The sequence below is a fragment of the Holophaga foetida DSM 6591 genome, assembly GCF_000242615.2.
GTDB lineage: Bacteria > Acidobacteriota > Holophagae > Holophagales > Holophagaceae > Holophaga > Holophaga foetida.
Genome location: NZ_KI912268.1, coordinates 77,229 through 102,768, shown reverse-complemented (window position 1 = coordinate 102,768; position 25,540 = coordinate 77,229). Strand labels below are relative to the sequence as shown.

Below are 25,540 nucleotides of genomic sequence, written 5' to 3'. Positions count from 1 at the left end.
CCTTTTCTTAACCTATGTTTGCCTTGAGTCTAAAAATTAAAAATATAAGATCTATGTTGAAGCCCAACTCGAAATGAGCAGCCAATACAACAAGGGGGTCGACCATGACATCGACCGAGATCCATGCATCAGAAATTCCTGCACCTACGGCCTCTTCGGGAGGTCTTGCCAGGCTTGCATCCAAGGGCCCGTCAGAATGGGCCCGAACCTTCAGGCCCGCCCTCGAGACCCCCCTGGTGCGCCAGGTGGGGAAGGTAGTCGTCGATGGCTTCCTGGCCGGAATGGCCTGGATGACAGTCCACCTCATCTGGCTAGGGGAACCCGGCCCTTTCCTCCACACCTGGATTTGGGTCCTGGCGGCTCTCACCATAGGGCTGGCACATCGGTCCAGCCTCCAGCATTACCGAATGGTCAGCATGAAAGATGCTGCGCAATTGGCTCTGGCCACCTTGTTTCTGGTGCTCATATCACTGGCGTTGAGGCTCGCGGAGCCATTTCTTCATGTCCATTCATCAACCCCCAAGATCGCCTTCGGGGCCGCCCTTCTGACTGGGATTCTCTGGGCCACATTCCGATTCTCGTGCCGGGAGTTGAGCGAAGTCGTGCACCGCCATCAGAGCGCCACTTCCGCCGAGGTGGGTCCGGTCCACCGGACCTTGATCATCGGGGCAGGCAGAGCCGGCGCCCTGGTGACCCAGGAGATACAGCGCCATCCCAATCTGGGTTATGAGGCCGTGGGGCTGGTTGACGACTCGCCCGCCAAGCGGAATGTCAGGATACAGGGCGTGCCGGTCCTGGGAAGCACAGCCCAGCTCACGAACCTGATCCAGGAACAGCGGATCACCCATGCCATCCTCGCCATCCCGAGCGCTCCGGGTCCGGTGATCCGCAAGCTCACGAAAACCCTCCAGGACAGCCAGATCCAGATCAAGACGGTCCCCGGCGTCTATGCCCTTCTCGGCGCCCAGACCTGGAAACCTGTCATCCAGGACGTTTCCATCGAGGACATCCTCCGCCGGGATTCCGTCCAACTGGACCACAGCGCCCTGACGCAGGCCTTGTCCGGAGCCGTTCTCGTCATCACGGGAGCCGGGGGCTCCATCGGCAGCGAACTGGCCCGCCAGGTCGCCGCCTTCACCCCCAAGCACATCGTGCTGCTCGGCCGGGGCGAAAACAGCCTCTGGGAGGTCCAGAGGAGTCTGGCGAATCTGTACCCGCACCAATCGATCTCGATGGAGCTGGTGGACATCAGGAACCGCACCGGCCTGAGGGAAGTCTTCGAGCGCTACCGACCGGATGTGGTCCTCCATGCCGCCGCCCACAAGCACGTCCCCTTCCTGGAGACCCATCCCATCGAGGCTGTCCAGAACAACATCTTCGGAACCCTGAATGTGGTTGAAGCGGCATTGGACTTCGGAGCAGGAGCCTTCGTCAACATTTCCACAGACAAGGCGGTCAACCCGACCAATGTGCTTGGAGCCAGCAAGAGGATCGCCGAACTGGTCGTCCTGGATGCAGCCAGGAAGGCCGGGGATTACCGGCGATTTGTCAGCGTCCGATTCGGCAATGTCCTGGGCAGCCGCGGCAGCGTAGTGCCCATATTCAGGGATCAGATCAAGAAGGGCGGCCCCATCACGGTCACCCACCCAGAGATGACGCGCTATTTCATGACCATCCCGGAAGCCAGCCAGCTGGTGATCCAGGCTGGCATGCTGGGGAACACCGCCCGGGTCTACCTCCTCGACATGGGCGAAGCCGTCAGGATCGTGGATCTGGCAAGAGACATGGCCCGATTATCCGGCTTCGCTCCCGGGAAGGACATCGAGATCCAGTTCGTCGGACTCCGGCCAGGCGAGAAGCTCCATGAGGAGCTGTGTCTGGAGAAAGAGCGGATCTCCACGCGGGTCCATCCCAAGCTTTTCGAAGTGGCGCCTCAGGGCTTGACCCCCGAGGCACTGGAGGAGGCCCTCCGGGCCCTTCAAGCGGCAATTCAGCTGCCTTACGAACAGCGTCAGCCCGAAATCGTGAAACTCCTGCAGACCTATGTGCCGACATACAAGCCATCGCTTCTGGGTGTGGGGCGATTCGGCGGCCACGTCAAGGATCGACGAAGACAACCACACCTGCTCCCTCCGGGAGCCCCCTGCCGCAGACGTCACTGAAACCAAGATGTGATGGGTTGCCATCCATCCAGCGCTGGAACCCCCATGAACATGAAAACGTGGATCACCTGGACCGCCCTGGCCCTTCCCCTCACAGGACAGGTCGCCACTCAGCCCCAACCCGCCGCCACCGCAACGGCCAGGACACCGGACAAGCCTGCATCGCAGGAAAAGGGGGTGGGCTCCACCCCTCCGGAGAGCCCAAAGGTTTCAGCCGTTGCCCCCCAAGCACCCCAGACACCTCAGTCAGGCAGCACCCCAGCGCCAAGCCCCCGCACCCTGGTCCTGGCCAGCGATATCTTCGCAACCGCGACGACCTTCGCCCAGGCTTCAGACCCCCGTGTCAACGACGGGTATGTGCTGGGCCAGGGTGACGTTCTCCAACTCAACGTCTACGGCGGTCTCGTTCTCGAAGAGAAGATCGAGGTCGAGCGGAATGGCAACTTCACCATTCCCAAGGTCGCGACGACCAATGTGGGCGGCCTTACCCTCCCCGAAGCCAAGCGGAAGATCCAGTCGCTCCTGGAGAAGCACTATTCCAACCTCCAGTCGGTGGACCTGGAGATTTCAAGGGTCCGCAATGTCCAGGTCTTCCTGCTCGGCGAAGTGGCGCATCCCGGGTCGTACGTCGTCCCAGGGGTCAGCTCCATGGTGAATGTGCTCGGCACCGGTGGCGGACCTTCCCCCCTGGGAAGCTATCGCCACGTCCAACTCCTTCGGAACGGACGCCAGATCGCCAAGGTGGACCTCTACAAGCTTCGATTCGAAGGACGGGGCCTTGTTCCCATCAGCCTCCACGATGGAGATACCGTCTTCGTCCCCCTTGCGGGCCCCAGGGTTCTGGCAGAAGGGGCCTTCAAACGGGTCCCAGCGTCCACATCCGGTGAGACAAGCCAGGTCCAAGTCGAGTTGACAGAGGCCGAATCCGCCATGGACGCCGTTCGCTGGCTCGGAGGCCTTCAGGCCAGCGCATACTCTCGCCTGATCACCCTGCAGAGGACCAACCCGAGCACAGGGAGCATGAGCGTCACCAATCTGGATCAGGACATCCTGCAGAAGGGCTTTCCGCTCTTCGAGGGGGATGTCCTCCGCTCCCTGTCCCGGATCGACAGGAACGAAGGCCAGGTCGAAATCGCAGGTCACGCACGGGTTCCCGGCAAGTTCGGCCTGGAACCCGGCATGACCATCGGGGATCTCCTGGAGAAGAACGCTCAGATCATTCCCGACACCTATATGCCCAAGGGGGAGGTCATCCGGACCCGACCGGATGAGACGACGGAAATCCACGGATTCGACGTGGAAAAGGCCCTCAAGAGAGATCCGAAACACAATCTGGTCCTCCAGTCACGGGACCGGGTCGAACTCTTCAGCGTCACGAGCTTCCGCCTTCCCCGCCGAGTCACCATCCTGGGGCCCTTCACTCGCCCAGGAATCTACGATTGGCATGAGAACATGCGCGCTTCCGACCTGATCTTCCGGGCCGGGATCCCAAGGCTCAACGCCGATAGGTGTTATGCAGAATTGGCCAGAATGAAGGACGGGAAGCGGAGCGAAATCATCCGCCTGGACCTGGCCAAGCTGCTTCCCAGCGAAACCAAGTGCGTCGTGGATCTCGAAGACGAGGCCCTCAATCCCCGTCTCCGGCCCTATGACCAGATCACGCTCTACGAATCGTCAGACTTCCAGATCCATAGAAGCGTCCTCGTCAGCGGCCAGGTCAAGCGCCCAGGGGTCTACACCATCGAGGAGGAGCACTTCACCCTGCGCCAGCTCATCGAAAGGGCTGGAGGCCTGACCAAGGACGCAATGTCCCGTGGAGGCGTCTTCCTCCGTTCAGCGGTCAAGGCCAGGGATCTCACGAAAATTGACCTGGAGGAGGGCAGCGTCGACCCCAATGACCCCACGACCCAGGGCATCAACAAGGTCCTGGAGCGCCTGGCCGAGACCAAGCGGGGACGGAACACGGATGACCTCATGCCCAATCGCCTGCTTCATGACCTGCAGGTCGGGACCCTCAATCGTCTCGTGGTCGATTTCGATGCAGCCATCGGCGGGGACGCCCGCCAGGACGTGGAACTGCTTGATGGCGACCAGATCCTCATCCCCAGGAAGGTTGACAACGTCTACGTGGTGGGCGAAGTGGCGAGTCCCTATGCGACCTTCGCCCTCCAGAACCAGGAGAAGGTTTCGGATGTCATCGCTCTCGCCGGAGGCCTCACGCACAACGCAGACAAATCCGAGGTGCGCCTCATGAAGGCCAATGGCCGCATCGTAGACAGTTGGGTCATGTCCAAACGCGTCGAACCGGGGGATGTGGTGCTGGTCCCGCAGAAGATCCGTCGAGACACCACATGGCAGGACAATCTCAACGCCCTCACTCCCATCGCCATCCTCATCAACGCGCTTCGGAATTGAAAATGGATTCCACCCTCGAACCCACCCCCCTGTCCCCTGGAATGGTCGACCAGCAAGTCCCCCTGATCCCTGCAAGGAATCTTGGCGCACGACTCGAGGCTCACCCCGTCATCTTCGCAGCCATGGGCGCACTGGTTTTGGCCATCGGAGTGGCCCTCTACACAAGAACCCTGCCTGACTACTATGTCTCCGAAGCCCGGATTCTATCGGACATGGGGCGCCCTGGCGCTACGCCCATGGGGGTATGGACGCCGGGCGTCGAACGGGAATCGAACGGCAACCCAGAGAAAGAGGGGCCGACCCTGGCCTATTCGGACATGCTGCGGAGCCGATGGATCAATGATCGACTCCTGTCAGAAAAATTCGATTTCCACCAGGCCTCCTGGGGATTCGGCCCAGGCCCCATGGAGCACCACATCACAACCCTGAAGGACTATTTGGGAGCCCGCACCACCGACGAGGCGATCCGAAGACTCCAGGGCATCCTTTCTGTGCAGAGGGACAGCAAATCAGGCCTTCTCACCTTGAGCGTGGAGACACGATCCCCGGAACTTTCCCAACTGATCGCCCGCCGGACCGTATCGCTGCTGGAGGAACTTCTGGTCCATCTCTCCCAGCAGGCCGGTGATCAGAGGAAGGGATTCACCGAACGCCAGCTCAAGATCGCCCGGCAGGAATACAACGAAGCCAAGGCCAAGATGCTGGCGTTCCTTGACCGGAACTACAACTACCAGACGAGCCCGGATCCCAGCATCAAGGTCCAGGGGGACCGCCTCCAGATGGAGATCGACCTGGCCAAGCAGGTCGTCACCAATCTGGCCCTGCACCACGAGCAGGCCCAGATCGACGCGACCAACGACACCCCCCCCCTGATGGTCCTGGACAAGGGAAGCCTTCCAGAACTGAAGAGCCGTCCAGCCCGATCCTCATTTGTCGTGCTCAGCTTCCTGCTGGCCTACACAGGGCTCTGGGCCTGGAGCCGTCGAGCCTGGCTTCGCAGCCTTTTCAGAACCCAGGAGTAGCCCTTGGAGTTGACGATCCCCCGGAGGCTCCCCCACCGAAGTTTTCTCCGCAGCCTCTTCTCACTGGCGGGAGGAACAGCCATCGGCCAGGGCCTGATGGTGGCGGCAGCCCCGGTCATCACCCGTGTGTACAGCCCAGCGGAGATGGGCGCGTTCAGTGTATTCGTCACGGTTACCGGAGTCCTCAACGCGATCAACTCCCTGCGCTACGAGATGGGGATCCCGGTTGCAGAGGATGAGAGCAGCGCCAACAGACTCCTCTTTCTCTGCGCAGGGCTAGTCACCGCCTTCTGCGGAATCCTTTCGGCGGTCCTGTGGTTCTGGGGAGGATCGCTTTGCCTACTCCTGAAGGTCCCGAATCTGACTCCCCTGCTCTGGCTGCTGCCCCTGGCTGTGGGAGTGGCGGGGTACACCGAGGCTTTGAACTTCTTTTCAACCAGAAAACAGGCCTTCAGCGCCCTCGCACAGTCCAGGATCCTTCAGGGGAGCAGCCACGCCCTGCTTCAGATCCTGTTGGCGTTCACAGGGGCGGGCGCCCTGGGTCTGGTGGCGGGTGACATCGGCTCCAGGGTCCTCGGGGGCTTCCGTCTGGCCTGGACCCTGAAACTGAGAAAGCGTTTCACGGATGCCCGGTGGGAGAAGGTCGTTGAGACAGCCCGCAGATTCTCCCGCTACCCCAAGTACATGGGCGGAGCCAGCTTCCTCAACCTTGTCGCCCTTCAGATCCCCTTCATACTCATTCCCAGCAACTTCGGTCCAGAGGCTGCCGGACACTATTTCCTGGCGTATCGCACCCTTTTCCTCCCGGCCAGTTTCATCGGCGATGCCATCTCCCAGATCTTCCTGGGAGAGGCCGCCGAACGGGTCCGCCAGGGCGCACCCCTGGGGCCCCTCACCATGCGGATCGTCATCGTGCTGGCGGCGATCTACACCCCCCTCTATGCCATGTGCCTGGGCGGGGCAGGAAGGCTTTTCCCGGTCATATTCGGCGGCAGGTGGAGTGCGGCGGGAGAGTATGCCCAATTACTGGCCCCCATGATTCTCCTGTGGTCACTGGCCAGGCCCATCAGCATCCTGCTGATCGTCAGAGACAGACTGAAAGAGAGCCTTGCGGTCACCTGCCTGCAGATGGTGGGCGTCTGCACAGCCATCTATCTGGGTGGACGCACCGGTTCCATGCGCACAACCGCCGCCTATATATCCATTTATGGAGTCCTTTTCTCCATGCTCTCGATCGTCCGCTTTCTCAGGGCCGCAGAGGTGGACATGGCAACCGCCTTCCGCCGTCTTGCGATCATCCTGGCCCTCAGCGCCCCGCTGGTGATCGCCATCAGGGCAGGCGCCAGCCATCTTGGGTCCCTCGGCCTGATGGGCGTCACCGTCCTCGGAGTGCTTATCGTATCCGCCCTATCACTGGGCTTTCTGCGTCGGGAGGGTCTGCTGTGATCCGGATCGCATTGGTCGGCCAGCCGTTCTGGTCGCGGAGAATGGTGGACCTGTTCAGGGAGCACTGCCCGGAAATCGAAGCTGATTTCGTACCCCTCAGCGCGCTGCTTCGCCCTGCCCACGCAAAGCAGCTCCTCAAAGCCGACATCTTCCTGAGGATCGGCTACAGGCCGGGCGGAAGCACCTGGAGAGCCGTCGCCTTCGATACCCTTTGGGCAGGCATGCGCCGACTCAATCCCAGCGCCCAGGCGATCCACTACTGGATTGGCACAGACGCCCTGAACACGCTGGAAGATTTCCGCGCGAATCGCCTGAGGAAAGGCCCTGTCCGAAAGGCCAGGAAAGACACCCATTGGGCCGTCTCCCCGCCCCTCGTCGAGGAATTGAGGGAGGTCGGCTTCAAATCCAATTGCATCGCCCTGCCCGTCCCCCTGAAGGATGTAGAGGCTCCCGAAGCTCTCCCGGCACCCTTCACAGTCCTGGCCTATATCCCGGAAGGGAGGGCGGAGTTCTACGATGGTCCCTCCATCTATGCCTGCGCCAAGGCGCTGCCGCACATTCCGTTCGAGATCATCGGCGGAGAGGGCACTTGGGCCCGTCCATCCCTGCCCAACCTGACGTTCTTCGGCTGGCAGGAGGACATCCGTCCCTTTCTGGCTCGAGCCTCCGTACTCGTCCGGCTGGTCAAGCATGATGGGCTCCCGGGGACGGTCAGGGAGGCATTCCAGGCGGGCCTGCATGTGATCTATTCCCACCCCATGCCTCATGTCCACAGAGTCCCCTACCGGGAACCCGCAGCACTCCAATCGGCCCTCGTCGAACTCCACCGCAGGTTCGAGGCAAGGGACCTGAAGCCGAACCTGGCGGGCAGAGACTATGCAGAAGAAACCTTCGACCTCCAGAAATGCATGAGCGCCTACCTCAGTGACTGCCGCGCGCTCGTGGAGAAGGGAGAGTCCCCCCAGGAGCCGAGCCTCACATGCTGAAAAAAGTCGCCTATCTATGCCTGCAGGCCACCAAGCAGGGCCAAGCCTCGTACGCCCATGTCAATGAGATCATCGATGGCCTGCGCAGGAACGGTGTCGAAGTGCAGCTATTCGAACCTGCCAATGCAGAAAAGAGCCTCCAGCCAGGAATCGGCAAGCGACTGTTCGACGCCTTCTGGGTCCAGTTCCGTCTCATCTGGCACATCCGGACCTTCGACCTGCTCTACATACGGGGCCACTTTCTGGCCTTCCCGGCCTCCATTGCTGCCCGATTGTTCCGCGTTCCCCAAGTCCGCGAGGTGAATGGCCCGTACGAGGATATTCATCAGATCTATCCATGGACTCGCCCCATCGCCCCCCTCATCCGGGGACTGTCTCGACTCCAGAACCGATTGGCAGGCACCATCATCACGGTCACTCCGGAAATGGCCAAGTGGTGCAAGGAGGATTGCGGGCACGCGAGTGTGGAGGTCGTCCCCAACGGCGCCAATCTCGACATCTTCCACGCTGAGGCCCATGCCCCCAGCGCGCCTTTGGATGCCTATGCCATATTTTTTGGAGCATTCTCTCCCTGGCAGGGCATTGACGTCATGCTCAAAGCGGTTGAGCATCCCGAATGGCCCAGCAATGTTTGCCTCCTCCTCGCAGGAGATGGCCTGGAGCGGCCCAAGGTCGAAAGCGCAGCGAACAGGAATGAGCGCGTCCGATATCTGGGCACCATTCCATACCGCGAACTGCCCGGGTTCGTGGCACCGGCCCTTGTGGGCCTCTGCGTCAAGGACGACGGAGGCACCCACACCAGCACGGGATGGTCCCCCCTGAAACTCTACGAGATGATGGCAACAGGCATTCCGGTCGTCGTCACGGATCTTCCGGGCCAACGGGAGATCGTGGAGAAGAGCCGATCCGGCCTGGTGATACAGCCCGGTGACCCGGCGGAATTGGCAAGAGCGGTTGCTTCCCTGGCCTCAAATCCTGCCCTGGCCAAGGAGATGGGATCCCGGGGCCTGTTGGAAGTCCGGGAGAACCACTCATGGGCTCGCCGAGCCAATGACACCCTGGGCATCCTCCAGGAAACCTTCAGACGGGCGAGGAGTGCGTGATCCGCCTTCACCTGACCCTTCTGCTGGCACTCATCCAGATCGTCTTCACGGAACGCATGGCTGTCCAGCTGGCCACCGGGGGGCGCGGAATGGTCATGCTTGCCAACCTGATCGATCCCTGGCTGACCTTGGGACTGGTCGTAATCCCCTTCTGGTCCGATATCAAGCAGGTCCTGGGGACCCGAGTATTCCGCCTCTACTGGCTGCCCTTCACGGCCTGCAATCTCGTCCTGCCGGTACTGGCCTTTCTTCTGAACGGCTACCCAGCAAGAGGCATCTTTGCCACCTGGAACGCCATCCTGCCCATCTGCATCATGTTCGTCGGGATTGTCGGCACGTTCCGGGGGGGTGCCTATCAAAGGACCATCTCGAACTACTTCCTGCTGGCCATCCTGGTCCAGGCCCTGCTGGCCATGGCCCAGATGGCGGGCAGCCTGGGGTACATGCCCGGTCCATTGCGCGTCATTTATGAGTGGGACCTTGCCGTAAAGGTGAAATTCACGGGCAACAACCTGATTGTCGGAAGATCGACGGGATTCTATCTGAATCCCAACTCCCTCGGGGTGTGGGGTCTCCTCGCATTCTGGATCTCCTTTTTCCTACTGGAAGGGAGGAAGCGCACAATCGGTCTGGTGGCGTCCTTCCTGACGATCCTGCTCTGCCAGTCCCGGGGCACCCTCTTTGCCCTGCTTGGCAGTGCAGCCACCTATGGAATAGCCCTGACATACAGGCGAGGTGACAGGGAGGACCGCAAACGCATTCTCCACCTGACCGGGCTCCTTGCGGCCATTGCCATCGTCCTGATCGCCACACCGGAAATAGGGGACAGCCTCCACGGCCTCCTGCTGGATGTGCCCATCATCGGCAGGGCATACGAACGCTACCTTTCGGGGGCCATGGTCTTCACCCAGGGGGCGTCTGCCGACGCCAATTTCAATGGAAGAGTGTCGTTCTGGTATGAAATATTCAAATACATATCCACACACCCGTTCGGGACCCTGGGGCAGCCGGAGTACAAGCTCGGGATACCGATGGACAACCAGTTCGTATCCGCCTTCGCCCAGGGAAACCTCTACTACCTTGGCGCGCTCCTGCTTCTGCTATTTGGAGGAGCACGACTGATCGGCAGCAGCCTGAACACGTCAAAACTGCTCGCCACAGCAAGCATCGCCATCGCCATCAACGGAATCACCGCAGTACCGCTGAGCTACCCCGCCTCATACCTCTACTGGGCCATCGTGGGAGTCTTTCTGGCGGAACACGTGACCCGACATTCCAAGGAGGTCCATCCATGACCCGGCTTCTCATGGCTGCCACCATCCATCGGACCCTTGAGGGATTTCTGCTCCCATATGCCCAGCATTTCCGGAAAAAAGGCTGGGTAGTCGACGCCCTGGGACGGGGAACCACCCATTCCCAGGCCTGCTGCGAGGGATTCAACCACTGTTTCGAGGCCAGCTGGAGCCGGAACCCCCTGCATCCAGATGGACTCTTCGGCACGCCACGGGAGATCCGACGGGTAGTCGAAGAAGGGAACTACGACATCGTCCACGTCCACACACCCGTGGCAGCCTTCATCACCCGGCTCGCGCTCAGAAAGCTCCGCTCCGAAAGCTTGAAGGTGGTCTATACGGCCCATGGCTTCCATTTTCACGATGGCCGCAACGCCCTCAGCAACCTGGGCTTCGCCTCCATGGAGCGCCTGGCGGGTCACTGGACAGACAGGCTGGTGGTCATCAACCGCTCCGACGAGGCCGAGGCCCTGCGCAGAAGGATTGTGGCCCCCTCTCGCCTCAGCTACATGCCAGGCATCGGCCTTGATCTGTCCTACTATGCACCCGAAACTGTCCCGGACCGGGAAGTCCTTGGAATCCGGAGAAGCCTTGGACTCTCGGCCAACGCCCCCCTGTTCCTGATGGTCGCCGAGTTCAACCCCGGCAAGCGGCACGCCGATGCCCTCAACGCCTTTGCAGCTCTTCAGTGCCCCAATGCCCACTTGGCCCTGGCTGGCCAGGGGAGGCTGCAAGCCGAACTCCAGGCATGGAGTCATAAGAGAGGCCTGTCCGACCGGATCCACTTTCTGGGCTATCGAAGCGACATTCCGGCTCTGATGAAAGCATCCGCAGCCACCCTGCTCCCCTCGGAGCGGGAAGGACTGCCCCGAAGTGTCATGGAATCCATGGCCCTGGGCGTTCCGGTGATCGGATCCGATGCCCGGGGGGTCCGGGATCTTCTGGATGCGTGCGGAGGCATCAAGGTCCCCGTGGGAGATGTGGACGGCCTTCGAAAGGCCATGGAGCACGTGATCCAACACCCGATGGAAGCCGCCAGAATGGCAGCAGGGGCGAAGGCCAAGGTCAAAGCCTACGACTTGAGCGCCCTCCTGCAGCAACATGAGGTGCTCTACCAGGAGCTCCTGAAGAAGTAGCGCACAACTCAGTCCATGCGACCCCAGGGAGCCTATTCCTCCCAATCAATATCACGCTGGAGTATTTTGGCCGGATAGCCACCAATCAGCACATGTTCGTCGGAAAACACACCAACCACGCAGCTACGATATGCAACAACGGAATGCGCACAGATAATGGCACCCTTCAGGATATCGACACACGAGCATATCCAGGTATGAGCGCCAATCACGATCGATTTCAAAGGCGTCTTCATCGCACCATTCACATACATACGATGCCCATCTGAATCACGAATATTAACATCCCACCCCAATAGGACATCATCACCAATTTTAATTTCATCATTACATGCTATAAAGCAGTTTTTATTAGCACTAAAGTTATTTCCGAATGTCAATTTGCCACTATCAACCCGCAGCGACGCACCTTCAGCCAAATAGGCCCTTCCTTTGAACAGGATTCCCGCATTCTTGCCGCATGACAAATAGCCACGACAATTGGAAGCTATGCCAGCGCTTCCGCCAAAACCGATCTTGATCATGAAGGTAGATACGCAAGCATCTATCTTGACGCCACCCCTATAGAGCTCTCCGATCCTTATATTATAAGCCACCAAGATCGGCATTCGAATTGCGACCTTTATAGGGAAAACCTTCAAATTGAAATATATAGTCTTAGGCATACTCACAATCGCCATAACCTTCAAATTCACGATCGACTCCTATACCTGGATCTACTCATTGGTAGAACGTGAAGCAGCATCCAACTGAAGGCCCACCCCTTGGCCGAGATCATTGTTCTTGAGTTTCAGTCCCTGACACAATTCGGCCTGGATCGCAGCAGCCTTCCTCTCCCTCGCAGGCGTCTTCCGGGAAATGCGATTCCCGATGAGGACAGCGTCGCGACACAGCCTGAGCCATATGCCACTACCTCCAGCGTCCTCCACACGATTCCTTCGCAGCTTCAACCCCGGAACCTGGTAGGCCGAAAGGCCATGCTGCCCAGCATTGCGAATGACATTCCCCTCCAGGACAACGGGAAACGTGCATGCGTTCAGGGTCACTCCAGATCCCCTGCTCTCCTCTACCCAGTTCGATTCAAGCCGGGCTGGCCCCCCAAGCCTCCCGACGAGGATTCCGCTCCCATAGCCATGAATCTTCGACCCCATGGCGGTCCGGATCACCCGATTGCCCTTAAGGAGTCCCCGGGCGTGGTCTCCCAACACGATGCCCCAGGAGTATCCCCGGTCCCTGGAGCCGCAATCCATCACGAGGTTCCCCTCGAACCTGGCCTCCACAGGTGGAAGCCCTGGGCGGGACTCAACATGCAGTCCACCGGTCCCGCAATCCCTCACCTGGTTGTCCAGATAGAGGACCTTCATCGGCCCATCCACCTTCTTCTCGGGATCCACATCGCTGGTTGCCCCCATCCTTCCATTGCCTTCGCAGAGATTCTGCTGAAAGGCCAAGTCCCGGACCGGGATGCCAATGAAGCCGTCTCTGGCGTTTTCTGAGAGCACGCAGCCCTGGACGACAGCCCGGTCCACATCCTTCGCATATATCCCATCAATGGTCGCCCCCATGCGGTCCGAGGGAAGGGGGCCTGAAGGGACACGACCACACCCCCTCACCCGCATCGCCTTCAGACGAAGCTGACCCAGCCCCACAGCCTTGACACCTGAGGCATCAAGTCCACCCCCTTCGAGCGCAAGCCCCTCCAGCGAGACAGTGGCTCCCTTGCCCTGGAGAAGAAAGAAAGGCTGTGGGACCTGCCGATGCAGAACCGTTCGACCGGCGACGCCGATGATGCGGAGGGATCGATGGACCCTCAGGCCTGCACACCAGTAGACCCGAGGCTCCAGGGCCAGCTCGCCCCCCATCGGAGTGGCATCAATCATCGCCTGAAGCCGCTGGCTTTCGTCCTCCGCCCGGCATCTCGCAGCAGGAGCACAAAGCACCAGGAGCGTGAAACAGGCCCGGCTGAGGAATGGCGGCATCAAGCCTCCCATGGCTTCCGGTAGATGGGAAAGAAGTCGCCTTCTTCCCCCCCCCTCCCCTGGGAAGCTGCCAGGGCGTGGTACATGTCCGGCAGCAGGATCTTCCTGAAGGTGGAAAAGGTCGTCACCTGCTTGGACAAACGGTATTTGAAATCAAATAGCCCATCCCGCCTGGCCCCAAGCCCCCCGCCGAGATGCAAGGTGCTGTGCCCATTCTCGATACCCCAAAGACGTATGGCATTCACCAGGATCTTGCTGGGGGAGCCATCCCGGTGCGCATCGAGCACACCCATAAGGAAGTAGTGAATAATGCCATTCATCTCAGAGAAGAAGGCGCCACCGGTAACTTCACCATCCGGTGAAAAGCTTGTAGCGAGGTGGAAATGCGGCTGCGTTTCCCGCACCAGCAACTCGAAATACCCCTTTGAAAAATAATAGAACGGAGCTGCCCCCAGACGTCTCATGGACTGATAATAGGCATCAATCACAACATCAATGGTCTGCCACTGGTCCACCTCCACCCGATAGCCCTGCCCCATCTGTTTATTAATGAATCTTCTATTTTTATCATTAATCCCAAGCCAACTCTTCTCGCCATCCCGGAGATCCATGAATACGGAAGGGCCATGGGAAGCCACCGCCCCCAGGGGGGCCAGGAGTGCATCCTCGGCTCCGAAAAAGGGATTCAACCGGAGAAACAGGGATACGACCCTCTCCTCCCGAAGGAAAGCCTCCATCTGAGCATGCATCTCGGGAACCAGCGTCCTCCACCCCTCCCCCCAGTAAAGAGGGGCAGGATAGCCATAGGCCGAGGTCGCATCGTAGTAGCCGGAAAAGGCCTTCCCAAAGCCCTCCAGGGGACGCTTGATCAGCGGCAGCAGCATCCCGTGGGTTCCAGTATCCAACAGGAAGAGCAGAGGTTCCCCCCCTTCATGCTGGGCACTGGCCTGCATGTAGCCCGGCAGATGGAAGAAGTCTCCGGGGACCCGTCTCAAAGCCTGAGACCAGCGAGGGTCATCAATTCCCACAAATCCAGCGCCCTGCTGAGAGATGCGGTTCATGCAAGGTCCTGAACGGGCAATCGGACCAAACCGATGGCCGAGGGGAAGGGACTAAAGAGATGCCGCAAACGATTCACAGTAAATAAACACATGTCATAAAGTGTAAACACATAGATGGACGAACGCGATCACTTCAATTCCATAAATGGTAACAAATTGGTAAATAACACTAGCAAAAAACAGATCAAAAAGCCAGGCAAGAGACATCCCAAGCAAAGGACATCCTTTTCCAGGACGTTATGCTAGCATGACCCTTTCAAGATAAACGCTCATCCCAGGAAATACTCATGCCACTCGCCACCACCTCCTCGGTAAAGCCATCCACCCAGATCCCCCCCTGGCCCTCCTACTCACCGGAGGAGATCGAGGCCGTTTCACGAGTCCTGGAAAGCGGGAAGGTCAACTACTGGACAGGAGATGAAGCCAGGGCTTTCGAGAGGGAGTTCGCGGAGTCGGTTGGATGCGGCCACGCCATCGCACTCTGCAATGGCACTTCCGCCCTGGAGCTCGCCATTCATGCCCTTGGCATTCCCTCCGGATCCGAGATCGTCACCTCCCCTCGCACCTTCATCGCCAGCGCAAGTTGCGCGGTCATGCAGGGATGCCGTCCCGTCCTGGCCGACGTGGATCCCGTGAGCCAGAACATCAGTGCAGAGAGCATCGAGAAGGTCCTCACAGAAAAGACCCGGGCCATCATTCCCGTGCACCTGGCGGGCTGGCCCTGCGATATGGACCCGATCATGGCGTTGGCGGAACGCCGGGGCCTCAAGGTCATTGAGGACTGTGCCCAAGCCAACGGAGCAACCTACAAGGGCAGGCCCGTGGGCAGCCTGGGGCATGCGGCGGCATTCTCCTTCTGCCAGGACAAGATCATCACCACCGGCGGGGAGGGAGGCATGCTGACCACCCGCGACAAGTCTGTGTGGGAAAAGGCATGGAGTTTCAAGGACCACGGCAAGAACTGGGATGCGGTGTACCACCGCGAACATGCCCCCGGCTTCCGGTGGCTCCACGAATCGTTCGGCACCAATTGGCGAATGACAGAAATGCAGGCCGCTATCGGACGGATTCAGCTTGGCAGGCTACCGGAATGGACCCGCCTCCGCCGACGCAACCTGGCACGCTGGAACGACGCACTCAGCCGCTTCCCGAGCATCCGCATCACGCCCTTCCCCCCTGAAATCGGACACGCCGCCTACAAAGCCTATGCGTTTATTCGGCCAGAGCACCTGAAAGACGGCTGGAGCCGGGATCGGATCATGACCGAGATCTCCGCCCGACAAGTCCCCTGCTTCAGCGGAAGCTGCAGTGAAATATACCTGGAACAGGCATTCACCCGGAAGGAATGGCAGCCAGACAGGCGCCTCCCCGTGGCGAAGGAACTCGGCGAGACGAGTCTGATGTTCCTGGTCCACCCGCCCCTCACTCCCGAGCACCTGGATCACATGATTGCCGTTACCACGCAGGTCCTGGAACGAGCCACCCGCTGAGAGCCACCCATGCGCAGATCACGCCCTGTCTATCGAGCCTTCAAACGCAGCCTGGACATCGCCCTTGCCGGAGGCGCCCTGCTCTTCCTCTGGCCAGTCATGGGAGTGCTCTGGATACTCGTGCGAAAGCACATGGGTTCTCCGGCGATCTTCCGCCAGGAGCGGGCCGGGCTCGACGCCGAGCCGTTCCACGTATTCAAGTTCCGTAGCATGGTGGAGGCATATGACGACAAGGGGGAGCCCCTCCCGGACGCCGAACGCCTCACCCCCTTCGGCCGATTTCTGCGGCGATCCAGTCTGGACGAACTGCCCCAGCTTTGGAATGTCCTCAAGGGAGACATGAGCCTCGTGGGACCCCGCCCCCTCTATATGGAATATGTGCCCTACTACTCCCCAGAACAACGGCGACGCCTGGATGTGAAGCCCGGCGTCACGGGCCTCGCCCAGATCACCGGCCGCACCACCCTGAACTGGGAACAGCGACTGGCCCTGGATATCAGGTACGTTGATCGGGCCTCCCTCAGCGTGGATATATCGATCATTCTCAAGACGTTCCGCAAAGTGCTCGGGTCTGAGGACATTCCCGAATCCGGGCTGGATTGCGAAACACGGTTCCGGGGAACCTCCATGCCGGACGAAGCCCCTGCCACTGAGACCCCCTAGCCCACAAGCTCAAGAAGCCCCGGTGCACATGTTTGCACCCAACCCCTTACCCCCTGTCCGAGACCGTTTTCCCGAAGGAGGCTCCAGTGCGCGCTCTATGGCTCCCAGTCGCCGCGTTGATGACACTTGCCGGGTGCAGCGGTGGTGACAACAGCAGCAGCAGCACCCCCACGCAGACCTCAGAACTGAGATACCTCCAGGTAAGCGGAACCGCACCCAACTCTCAATATGTCGTCGACAACAAGGCGAAGCTTGAAGAGGCTCCATTCAATGGCACCGTCCTGGCCCTCATGTCAGGTCGGATCATCTTCCACCCGACCGCCCTCTTCTCCTCGCCCAGTCCAGCGTACTGGTTTGCTGCGGATCAGGCGAACCTGCCGAACATCAATTCCTCGATATTGACTGACAACTTTCTGCTCATGCGCGGCAATGCAGATGCGAGTTTCGACCCCTTCAGCGACACCCACTGGGCTACAGCCTCCGCCAACATCCGGACGGTAGCTCAGATGGCCAAACTCGGCCAGCTCAAAGGTGTAGCCTTCGATCCTGAAGGCTATACCCCCGGCAGGAACATCTTCACCTACGCCACCTACTCCGGGCACACCTTCGCCCAGTGCAAGACTCAGCTTCGACTGAGAGGCCAGCAATTCATGTCGATCATCCAGGAGGAGCACCCGAACAGCGTGGTCTTCCTCTTCGGAGGACTGAGCATGCAGAGGGAGCTGCTGAATGCCGCGCAGGCACAGGCGGATCCGGATGCGTACATCGCAGACCGCCTTGAGAATTCTGCAGGAATGGATGGTCGGTACGGCCTCCTCCCCTCTTTCCTGAACGGCATGCTGGACGTCATCAGCACGGGGATGCAGATCGTGGATGGCAGCGAGGTGACCTACACGTATAGCCGCAGTGAGGATTACACCCTGGAGCGCGAGCTGACCCTCACTTACGCCCGGAACCATCTTGTCGACTCTTCCAATCGCACAAAATACGCCAATCAGGTGAAACTGGGGGCTTCCGTATATATGGACGCCTCGTTCGATCAGCTGAGTGACAGCAGCAATCTGGCCCACTACATGAACAGCGCCACTCGTACCCGATTCTTCAACTATCAGCTCTACTGGGGGCTCAAGACGACGGATAAGTATATGTGGATCTATTCCGAGACAGCGGACTGGTACAAGGGAACGGATATCCCAAGCGGCGCCACGACAGCCATGACCTCGGCCAAGGCCCGGGTGGATGCATCACAGGACCAGGGCGACAGCACCATCGAGGCGGATATCGCTACTGCCGAAGCGCAGGTTCCGTGATGTTGCCTTTCATCGCACAGACACCAGAATACCGAGTGCCTCGCCGTGCATAGACTGATACGCGCCATCTGCTACCTCCTCTACTACGGCTGGGCCCGCCACCTGCCCATCTCCTGTCGTCCCTACGCATTCGGGGCCAAAAGAATACGCCGCGCACTCTGCCGACACCTCCTTTCAGAATGCGGCCGCAATGTGAACATCGAACACGGGGCCGACTTCGGAACCGGCAACCTCATCAGAATCGGAGACAACTCCGGACTCGGAGTGGATTGCGTAGCCGGAGGGCCTCTGGATATAGGACGGAACGTGATGATGGGCGCCGGAGTCATCATCTTCACCCGGAATCACGCATTCGAGGACACCGACATCCCCATGCAAGCCCAGGGTTATTCCCCGGCCCAGCACGTCATTATCGAGGATGACGTATGGATCGGGGCAAGGGTGATCATCCTTCCGGGCCGTAGAATCGGCAGGGGGGCTGTCATTGCGGCAGGTGCCGTCGTCACCAGAGATGTGCCCGCCATGAGCATCGTCGGCGGCAATCCAGCCAAGCCGATCAGGACCCGTCTCTAGCTATAAAGGTATTTATGAATATTCTGATAACTTCCGCAGGACGTCGCAACTATCTCGTACGATGGTTCAAAGAGGCATTCACGAATTCCGAACGGGAGGGCAAGGTCATCTGTGGCGATGCTTCGCCCATGGCCCCGGCCCTCCAGGAAGCGGACGAGGCAATCCACCTCCCCCTGGTCTCCTCTCCGGACTATGTAGACCACCTGCTTGCCGTCTGCAAAGCCAAAAGCATCCGCCTCGTGGTTCCCCTCAATGACCTGGAGCTCCCGATTCTCGCAGCCGCCCGGGCAAGATTCCTGGAGGAAGACATCATCCTCGCCGTTTCCGATCCCCAGGTGATCGACCTGTGTTTCGACAAACTGGCCACCCATCGATTCCTTCAGCGAGTAGGCCTCTTCCCTCCACTCACCTTCGCCAGCATCTCGGAGGCCCGTGGAGCTATCCAGAAAGGGAGCATTCAGTTCCCGATCATCATGAAGCCCCGCTGGGGCTCTGCATCCATCGGGGTTGAAGTCGTCCGTTCAGAGACGGAGATGGCGGAAGTGCATCCGTTTTTCATTGAGCGGCTCAAGCGGACCATCCTCGCGGAGGTCAGCTCCCAGAATGAAGCCCAGTCGGTTCTGATCCAGGAATTCCTGCCCTGCCAGGAATTCAGCCTGGACGTCGTCAACGACCTGCAGGGGAATCACGTGACAACTTTTGCCAAGAAGAAGATCGCCATGAGGGCGGGGGAAACCGACAAGGCCATCACCGTGGACATCGATGCGCTCAGCTCCGCAGGGCGGGTACTGGGGGAGAAGCTTGGACATGTCGGCAACCTGGACTGCGATGTGTTCTGGGATGGGGAATTCGTGCGCGTCCTGGAGCTGAATCCCAGATTCGGAGGGGCGTACCCCTTCTCCCACGCCGCCGGAGCAAATCTACCGGCCGCCCTGCTCGCCTGGGCCCTGGGCGAAGAGGCTGAACCGGAGTGGCTGAGGATCAAGCCGGGAGTGGCCTCTGCCAAGTTCGATCAGATCACGGCCGTGCAGGAAGCCTAGAGAAGGCCTTCGCCAGGTTCGCCATGGAGCAGTTCTGCATCCCGAAACGATCCTGCAATCCAGCGAAGTGCGTCAAGACCTCCTCAAGCATGGCGATGTTTTCACTCAGGTCCCTGCCGAAATTGTGGGGATGCCACCAGAGGTGGTAGACCCCGTTGCGCCGCGCGGCATCCGTCATGGAACGCTTGATCCTGGCGAGCTTGAGTGAATCCAGAGGCCGAAAGGCCGATGAGAATGGCTTCAGGAACGCGCTGGCAGGCAGGTTCAGAGGCTCGTCCTCGGAATGAGCCTGGAGATGATTCGTCTGGTGTCCCGAAACAGGAAGATAGACATCGACAAGTCTCCCGACCCTCTGCCTCAAGGCCATCCCTTTGGGGCCAGGGTCGACCCTGTAGATCCAGTGGGGCCGGTTCCCGCGGAAGGAGGAGATGCCCAGGGAACGCGCAATTCCCAGGGCCGTCGAATCGTACTGGTTCCGCGGGAAAACCAGACTCTCCATGGCAATCCCCTTCGCTCCCGCCACCTCGGCCCAAAGCCTCAGGTCCGCATCGAAAGCCTCTGGATCCCAGAGGCTTTCGAAACAGTAGAAGTGCGAATAGGTGTGACAACCGACCTCCTGCCCGGGGGTATCCAGGATGCGGTCAAGCAGATCAGCCCCGAAGTGTAGCGGATCCGAAGCCTCATCCTGTCCCAGCTCATGGGCGAGGGCGGCGTAGGGATCCAAGGCCTGCGTCCCATAGGCAGGCCTGACTGCCGGCAAGGCCTCCATCAATGCCCTTCGGGTGCGGTGGAACACGAAGCCGACGGTCGCCCAGGTGGTTTCTATCCGATGCCTCCGGAACAGGTCCAGCATCGCCGGGATGGCCTCTCGCTCACCAAGGATATTGGGGATATAAGAGGCATAGCCGGGAAGATCTCTCATCCCCCAAGCCAACTCGAAGTCGAGGGAGATGACGAAATGTCCATGCCCAAACAGTGTTTTCTTCTGGATCATTCAGGATGCCCAAGCGGTTGTGCCTGGGCCTAACAAGGAAAGGCCAGGGCGGATAAGACTCAATACTTATCCACAATAATGAACGAGTCAACAAAAGACAGATCCATCCTGACCGATACATCGGATCGCGAACCTACACCCAGCTCTCCTGCCGGATCTCGCCATCGATCCCCACGACGATCACCTTGATGGGCACCTTCCGGGTGGCCTTGGCGGCGGCGGACTGGGCGAGCCGCAGGAGGCCACCGCAGCAGGGGACTTCCATGATCATGACGGTGATGGTGTTCACCTGGGCCTCATCGATGAGGCCCACCAGCTTATCCGTGTAGACCTCCTGGCCCTGGTCCAGCTTGGGACACGCGATGGCAAGCTTCTTTCCGGGCAGACAGCGCTGGTTGAAATCGGCCATGGTGAAGGCCACGCAGTCTGCGGCCAGCAGGAGATCAGCCCCATGAAAGACAGGATTGGCCGGAGAGATGAGGTGCATCTGAACTGGCCACTGGGTGAGCTGGCTCACCAGGCCGTCCTGAGCCTGGGGGGCAATGGGGTCACGCAGGATCGTGCGGGGGGCGGAGCCGGGGCAGCCTTCGTGCATGGTCTTCTCCTTGTATTCGGGGATGGAGATCTCGTGGGCTCTGAGATAGTCCAGGGCCTGATTCAGGTAGGTGGTCTGGGAATGTTCATGGAGGTGCTTGAGGTGGGCCTTCAGGGTGTTGGCCCCCTTGGGGAGGATGTTCTCCAGGGTCAGGCACTCGTCATAGGGGGCGGCCTCGCGGGTCTCCACCGAGATGGCCCCCACCGGGCAGTCCCCGATGCAGGCCCCCAGACCGTCGCAGGTAATTTCAGACACCAGGCGGGCCTTGCCGTCGATCATCTGAAGGGCCCCTTCAGGGCACCCTTGGGCACACTGGCCGCAGCCATTGCACTTGTCTTCGTCGATGCGGATGATCTGCCGTTCCATTTCGTTCTCCCGTGGAATCAGGATGCAGCCCAGCGCCGGACCTTTCCTTGATTGCCATCAAGAAACCCGTTTCCGTGGACAAAAAAAGAGGGCGCCGGAGCGCCCTCTTCCATTCCATGGACCTTGGAGACTTAGTCCTTCTTCACTGCGGGAGCCAGCTTGGCCATGTTCTCGTAGACCGCGAAGCGGTTCGTGACATCGCGCTGGGCCTGGGCCAGGAGCTCCTTGAAGCCCTCGGGGTTGGCCCGCTCCACGATCCGGTAGCGGTTCTCATTCCGGACGTAGCTGCCGAGCTCGATCTTGGGAGCGGCGCTGTCCATCTGGAGGGGAGCCTCGCCGTTGGCGGCGCGACGGGGGTCGTAGCGGAAGAGGGGCCAGTGACCGGAATCCACGGCCAGCTTCTGCTGCTCCACACCCTTGACCAGATCGAAGCCCTGGGCGATGCAGTGGCTGTAAGCCAGGATCAGGGAGGGTCCGTCGTAGCTCTCGGCTTCCTGGAAGGCCTTGATGGTCTGGGCATCCCGGGCGCCCAGGGCGACCTTGGCGACGTAGACGCTGCCGTAGGACATGGCGATCATCGCCAGATCCTTCTTGGGCATGGTCTTGCCGGCGGTGGCGAACTTGGCCGAAGCACCGATGGGGGTGGACTTGGAGGCCTGACCGCCCGTGTTGGAGTAGACCTCGGTGTCGAGCACCAGGATGTTGACGTTGCGTCCCTGGGCGATGACGTGGTCGAGACCACCGTAGCCGATGTCGTAGGCCCAGCCGTCGCCGCCAAGGATCCAGACGCTCTTCTTCACCAGGAAGTCGGCGAGGCCGAGGAAGCGCTTGGCCTCAGGGGTGTTGATGGCCTGGAGCTTCTGCTTGAGGAGGACGACCCGCTCACGCTGATCGCGGATGCCCGCCTCGGTGCTCTGATCGGCATTGACCAGACCGGCCACCAGATCGTCACCCAGCTGGGAGGCGAAGGACTGGAGGAGCTCCTGGGCGTTCTCGGTGCCCTTGTCCACGGCCATGCGCATGCCGAAGCCGTATTCCGCGTTGTCCTCGAAGAGGCTGTTGGACCAGGCGGGACCGCGGCCTTCCTTGTTCACCGTGTAGGGCGTGGTGGGCAGGTTGCCGCCATAGATGGAGGTGCAACCCGTGGCATTGGCGATGTAGGCCCGATCGCCGAAGAGCTGGGTGAGAATCTTGACGTAGGGGGTCTCGCCGCAGCCCGCGCAGGCGCCGGAGTATTCGAAGAGGGCTTCCTTGAAGGCCGTCCCCTTGATGTCGAGCTTGAGCTCGGCCCGATCCGGGAAGGGCAGGTTCAGGAAGAAGTCGTAGTTCTGGATCTCCGCTTCCCGCAGGGGGAGCTGGGGAGCCATGTTGATGGCCTTCCGGCCTTCATTGACCTTGTCCTTGGCGGGGCAGTTGGCCACGCAGATGCCACAACCGGTGCAGTCCTCGGGGGCCACCTGGATGGTGAACTTCTTGCCCTTGAATTCCGCGCCCTTGTAGTCCGTGCTCTTGAAGGTCGCAGGGGCACCGGCCAGGAGGGCGGCGTCATAGACCTGGGGACGGATGGCGGCGTGGGGGCAGATGGTGGAGCACTTGTTGCACTGGATGCAGACCTCGGGATTCCAGGTGGGAATCTCGGTGGCGATGTTGCGCTTCTCCCACTTGGTGGTGCCCACGGGCCAGGTGCCATCCACGGGGAAGGCGCTGACAGGGAGCTGATCGCCCTTGTTGGCCATCATGATGGCCTGGACCTGCTTGGTGAACTCGGGAGCCTTGTCGGAGACGAAGGGAGGACGCACCCGGGTGGAGGTCACGGTGGCGGGGACCGTCACTTCGTGCAGGTTCACCAGGGTGGTGTCCACGGCCTCGAAGTTCTTCTTGACCACGGCGTCGCCCTTCTTGCCGTAGGTCTTCTTGATGCTCTTCTTGATCTGGTCGATGGCCTCGTCCTTGGGCAGAACCCCGGAAATGGCGAAGAAGCAGACCTGCATGATGGTGTTGATGCGCACGCCCATGCCCGTGGCCTTGCCCACTTCGTAGGCGTCGATCACGTAGAACTTCATCTTCTTGGCGATGAGCTCTTCCTGGACTTCCTTGGGCAGGTGCTCCCAGATCTCGTCCTTGCCGTAGGGCGTGTTGAGCAGGAAGGTGGCGCCGGGGGCGGCACTGCTCAGCATGTCGTACTTGTCGACGAAGCTGGTCTGGTGACAGGCCACGAAATTGGCCTGGCTGATGAGGTAGGCCGAGCGGATGGGGCGGGGCCCGAAGCGCAGGTGGCTGATGGTGATGGCGCCGGACTTCTTGGAGTCATAGACGAAGTAGCCCTGACCGCAGTTGGGGGTCTCCTCGGCGATGATCTTGATGGAGTTCTTGTTGGCGCCCACGGTGCCGTCAGCACCCAGGCCGAAGAACATAGCCCGCTTCACATCGGCCGCTTCGATATCGAAGGTGGCATCGACCTTCAGGCTGGTGTGGGTGACATCGTCCACGATGCCCACGGTGAAGTGGGCCTTGGGGGCTTCGGCCGCCAGGTTGTCGTAGACAGCCTTGACGCAGGCGGGAGTGAACTCCTTGCTGGCGAGGCCGTAGCGGCCGCCCACCACCTTGGGGTCCAGGGTGGTGTAGCCACGGTCCCGGGCTTCCCGCAGACCGGCGACCACGTCGACAAAGAGGGGCTCGCCCACGGCACCGCATTCCTTGACCCGGTCGAGGACGGCGATGGACTTGACGGTGGCAGGCAGGGCCTCCACCAGGTGCTTCACCGAGAAGGGACGGTAGAGGCGGACCTTGATGAGGCCGACCTTCTCGCCCTGCTGCAGGGCCCAGTCGATGTACTCGTGGGTCACATCACAGGAGGAGCCCATGGTGATGATGACGCGCTCGGCATCGGGGGCACCGTAGTAGTCGTAGAGCTTGTACTGGCGGCCGGTGAGCCCTGCGAACTTGTCCATCTCCTCCTGCACGATGCCGGGGCAGGCGTCGTAGAAGAGGTTGCAGGCCTCGCGAGCCTGGAAGAAGGTGTCGGGGTTCTGGGCGGTGCCGCGCAGCACGGGGGCGTCGGGGGTGACGCCCCGCTTGCGGTGGCTTTCCACCAGCTCATCCGTGACCATGAAGCGCAGATCTTCGTCCGTCAGCATCTCGATCTTGTTGACCTCGTGGGAGGTCCGGAAGCCGTCGAAGAAGTGCAGGAAGGGAACCCGGCTGCGCAGGGTGGCGGCCTGGGAGATCAGGGCGAAGTCATGGGCCGCCTGGACGCTGTCGGAGGACAGCATGGCGAAGCCAGTCTGACGGCAGGCCATCACGTCGCCGTGATCGCCGAAAATGGAAAGGGCGTGGGTGGCCAGGGTGCGGGCGCTGACATGCAACACGAGGGGAGTCAGCTCACCCGCGATCTTGTACATGTTGGGAATGAAGAGCAGCAAGCCCTGGGAACAGGTAAAGGAGGTGGTCAGAGCACCAGCCTGGAGGGAACCGTGGATTGCACCGGCGGCGCCGCCTTCAGACTGCATTTCCACAACGAGAGGAACCGTATTCCAGATGTTTTTTCGCCCCTGGGAGCTCCATTCATCGGAAAGTTCCCCCATGGTGGACGAGGGCGTGATAGGGTAGATCGCAATCACCTCATTTGTGCGATGCGCTACCGATGCCGCAGCCTCGTTACCGTCAAGGGTAACCATGCGTCTTTCGGCCATGAGTATACCTCCTAGTAAGCGTTGAACGAAGCCGCTCCGCGGCGGGGGTGGCGCCGTGTGGCGGGCCCGCGCAGTAAGAAAGCTAGCAATTCCATGTAAATGAAGGCTCCTTGGTCATCGCGATGTTGACGCATCGCCAGACGACTGTCAAGCGACATGAAAATTAACCCACCCGGCGACACGAATATTGACCCCCTTGTTGTATGAGCCCGTGG

The 25,540-nt window shown here is 60.4% G+C and carries 19 protein-coding genes; 13 read left to right on the top strand and 6 right to left on the bottom strand.

Translation table 11 applies throughout. The features are described from left to right. The first annotated feature begins 245 nt into the window (after positions 1-245). From HOLFODRAFT_RS18560 to HOLFODRAFT_RS0200440, 8 genes are read left to right on the top strand one after another with little or no spacing between them, the layout of a single operon-like run. On the top strand, positions 246-2,162 hold the full coding sequence (locus HOLFODRAFT_RS18560) for a polysaccharide biosynthesis protein (RefSeq protein ID WP_158412893.1): 1,917 nt from the start codon (positions 246-248) through the stop codon (positions 2,160-2,162). 45 nt (positions 2,163-2,207) lie between these two features. After that, the gene (locus HOLFODRAFT_RS0200470; RefSeq protein ID WP_005037550.1) at positions 2,208-4,577 is read left to right on the top strand and encodes a polysaccharide biosynthesis/export family protein; all 2,370 of its coding nucleotides are present in this window, start codon (positions 2,208-2,210) and stop codon (positions 4,575-4,577) included. Positions 4,578-4,579: 2 nt separating this feature from the next. After that, a complete protein-coding gene (locus tag HOLFODRAFT_RS0200465) occupies positions 4,580-5,599 on the top strand; it encodes a GumC domain-containing protein (RefSeq protein ID WP_005037551.1) in 1,020 nt (339 codons plus the stop codon). 3 nt (positions 5,600-5,602) lie between these two features. Continuing rightward, the gene (locus HOLFODRAFT_RS0200460; protein WP_005037554.1) at positions 5,603-7,045 is read left to right on the top strand and encodes a lipopolysaccharide biosynthesis protein; all 1,443 of its coding nucleotides are present in this window, start codon (positions 5,603-5,605) and stop codon (positions 7,043-7,045) included. Between the two features lie 44 nt (positions 7,046-7,089). After that, positions 7,090-8,031 (top strand): glycosyltransferase family protein, encoded by a 942-nt coding sequence (locus HOLFODRAFT_RS0200455; RefSeq protein ID WP_148300315.1) that lies wholly within the window; start codon positions 7,090-7,092, stop codon positions 8,029-8,031. Continuing rightward, positions 8,025-9,134: a glycosyltransferase family 4 protein gene (locus HOLFODRAFT_RS18555; protein WP_005037558.1), complete on the top strand. Its 1,110-nt coding sequence runs from the start codon at positions 8,025-8,027 to the stop codon at positions 9,132-9,134. The genes HOLFODRAFT_RS0200455 and HOLFODRAFT_RS18555 overlap by 7 nt, the downstream gene beginning before the upstream one ends. After that, a complete protein-coding gene (locus tag HOLFODRAFT_RS0200445) occupies positions 9,131-10,429 on the top strand; it encodes an O-antigen ligase family protein (protein ID WP_005037561.1) in 1,299 nt (432 codons plus the stop codon). The genes HOLFODRAFT_RS18555 and HOLFODRAFT_RS0200445 overlap by 4 nt, the downstream gene beginning before the upstream one ends. Then, positions 10,426-11,562, top strand: a complete 1,137-nt coding sequence (locus tag HOLFODRAFT_RS0200440) for a glycosyltransferase (RefSeq protein ID WP_005037563.1) — start codon at positions 10,426-10,428, stop codon at positions 11,560-11,562. The genes HOLFODRAFT_RS0200445 and HOLFODRAFT_RS0200440 overlap by 4 nt, the downstream gene beginning before the upstream one ends. A 32-nt stretch (positions 11,563-11,594) precedes the next feature. Here the strand turns inward: HOLFODRAFT_RS0200440 and HOLFODRAFT_RS18550 are convergent, their stop codons facing one another. The 3 genes from HOLFODRAFT_RS18550 to HOLFODRAFT_RS0200425 are packed head-to-tail and all read right to left on the bottom strand — an operon-like array spanning position 11,595 to position 14,602. Beyond that, positions 11,595-12,257, bottom strand: coding sequence for an acyltransferase (locus tag HOLFODRAFT_RS18550; protein WP_005037565.1), 663 nt, complete (start codon positions 12,255-12,257; stop codon positions 11,595-11,597). A 21-nt stretch (positions 12,258-12,278) separates the two neighbouring features. Then, positions 12,279-13,541 carry a right-handed parallel beta-helix repeat-containing protein gene (locus HOLFODRAFT_RS0200430; protein ID WP_005037566.1) on the bottom strand — a complete coding sequence of 421 codons (1,263 nt, stop codon included), beginning with the start codon at positions 13,539-13,541 and terminating at the stop codon, positions 12,279-12,281. Next, positions 13,541-14,602 (bottom strand): GNAT family N-acetyltransferase, encoded by a 1,062-nt coding sequence (locus HOLFODRAFT_RS0200425; protein ID WP_005037570.1) that lies wholly within the window; start codon positions 14,600-14,602, stop codon positions 13,541-13,543. The genes HOLFODRAFT_RS0200430 and HOLFODRAFT_RS0200425 overlap by 1 nt, the downstream gene beginning before the upstream one ends. 287 nt (positions 14,603-14,889) lie before the next feature. Between HOLFODRAFT_RS0200425 and HOLFODRAFT_RS0200420 the strand changes: the two genes are divergently transcribed. The 5 genes from HOLFODRAFT_RS0200420 to HOLFODRAFT_RS0200400 all read left to right on the top strand — a co-directional run bounded on the left by HOLFODRAFT_RS0200420 (position 14,890) and on the right by HOLFODRAFT_RS0200400 (position 19,678). Next, the gene (locus HOLFODRAFT_RS0200420; protein ID WP_005037571.1) at positions 14,890-16,092 is read left to right on the top strand and encodes a DegT/DnrJ/EryC1/StrS family aminotransferase; all 1,203 of its coding nucleotides are present in this window, start codon (positions 14,890-14,892) and stop codon (positions 16,090-16,092) included. 9 nt (positions 16,093-16,101) lie between these two features. After that, positions 16,102-16,755, top strand: a complete 654-nt coding sequence (locus HOLFODRAFT_RS0200415) for a sugar transferase (protein WP_005037572.1) — start codon at positions 16,102-16,104, stop codon at positions 16,753-16,755. 86 nt (positions 16,756-16,841) lie between these two features. Continuing rightward, complete coding sequence (locus tag HOLFODRAFT_RS25170) at positions 16,842-18,065, top strand: hypothetical protein (RefSeq protein WP_005037574.1); 1,224 nt, start codon at positions 16,842-16,844, stop codon at positions 18,063-18,065. 45 nt (positions 18,066-18,110) lie between these two features. Beyond that, positions 18,111-18,638 carry an acyltransferase gene (locus HOLFODRAFT_RS0200405; protein ID WP_005037576.1) on the top strand — a complete coding sequence of 176 codons (528 nt, stop codon included), beginning with the start codon at positions 18,111-18,113 and terminating at the stop codon, positions 18,636-18,638. Positions 18,639-18,652: 14 nt separating this feature from the next. After that, positions 18,653-19,678, top strand: a complete 1,026-nt coding sequence (locus HOLFODRAFT_RS0200400; protein WP_005037578.1) for an ATP-grasp domain-containing protein — start codon at positions 18,653-18,655, stop codon at positions 19,676-19,678. Here HOLFODRAFT_RS0200400 and HOLFODRAFT_RS0200395 read toward each other — a convergent pair. The 3 genes from HOLFODRAFT_RS0200395 to nifJ form a co-directional block, all read right to left on the bottom strand. Next, on the bottom strand, positions 19,656-20,600 hold the full coding sequence (locus HOLFODRAFT_RS0200395; RefSeq protein WP_158412890.1) for a polysaccharide deacetylase family protein: 945 nt from the start codon (positions 20,598-20,600) through the stop codon (positions 19,656-19,658). The two genes, HOLFODRAFT_RS0200400 and HOLFODRAFT_RS0200395, sit on opposite strands and share 23 nt — an antisense overlap. A gap of 205 nt (positions 20,601-20,805) precedes the next feature. Continuing rightward, complete coding sequence (locus tag HOLFODRAFT_RS0200390; protein ID WP_005037583.1) at positions 20,806-21,633, bottom strand: ATP-binding protein; 828 nt, start codon at positions 21,631-21,633, stop codon at positions 20,806-20,808. Positions 21,634-21,764: 131 nt separating this feature from the next. Then, positions 21,765-25,325 carry a pyruvate:ferredoxin (flavodoxin) oxidoreductase gene (gene nifJ / locus HOLFODRAFT_RS0200385; RefSeq protein ID WP_005037584.1) on the bottom strand — a complete coding sequence of 1,187 codons (3,561 nt, stop codon included), beginning with the start codon at positions 25,323-25,325 and terminating at the stop codon, positions 21,765-21,767. Positions 25,326-25,540: the final 215 nt, after the last annotated feature.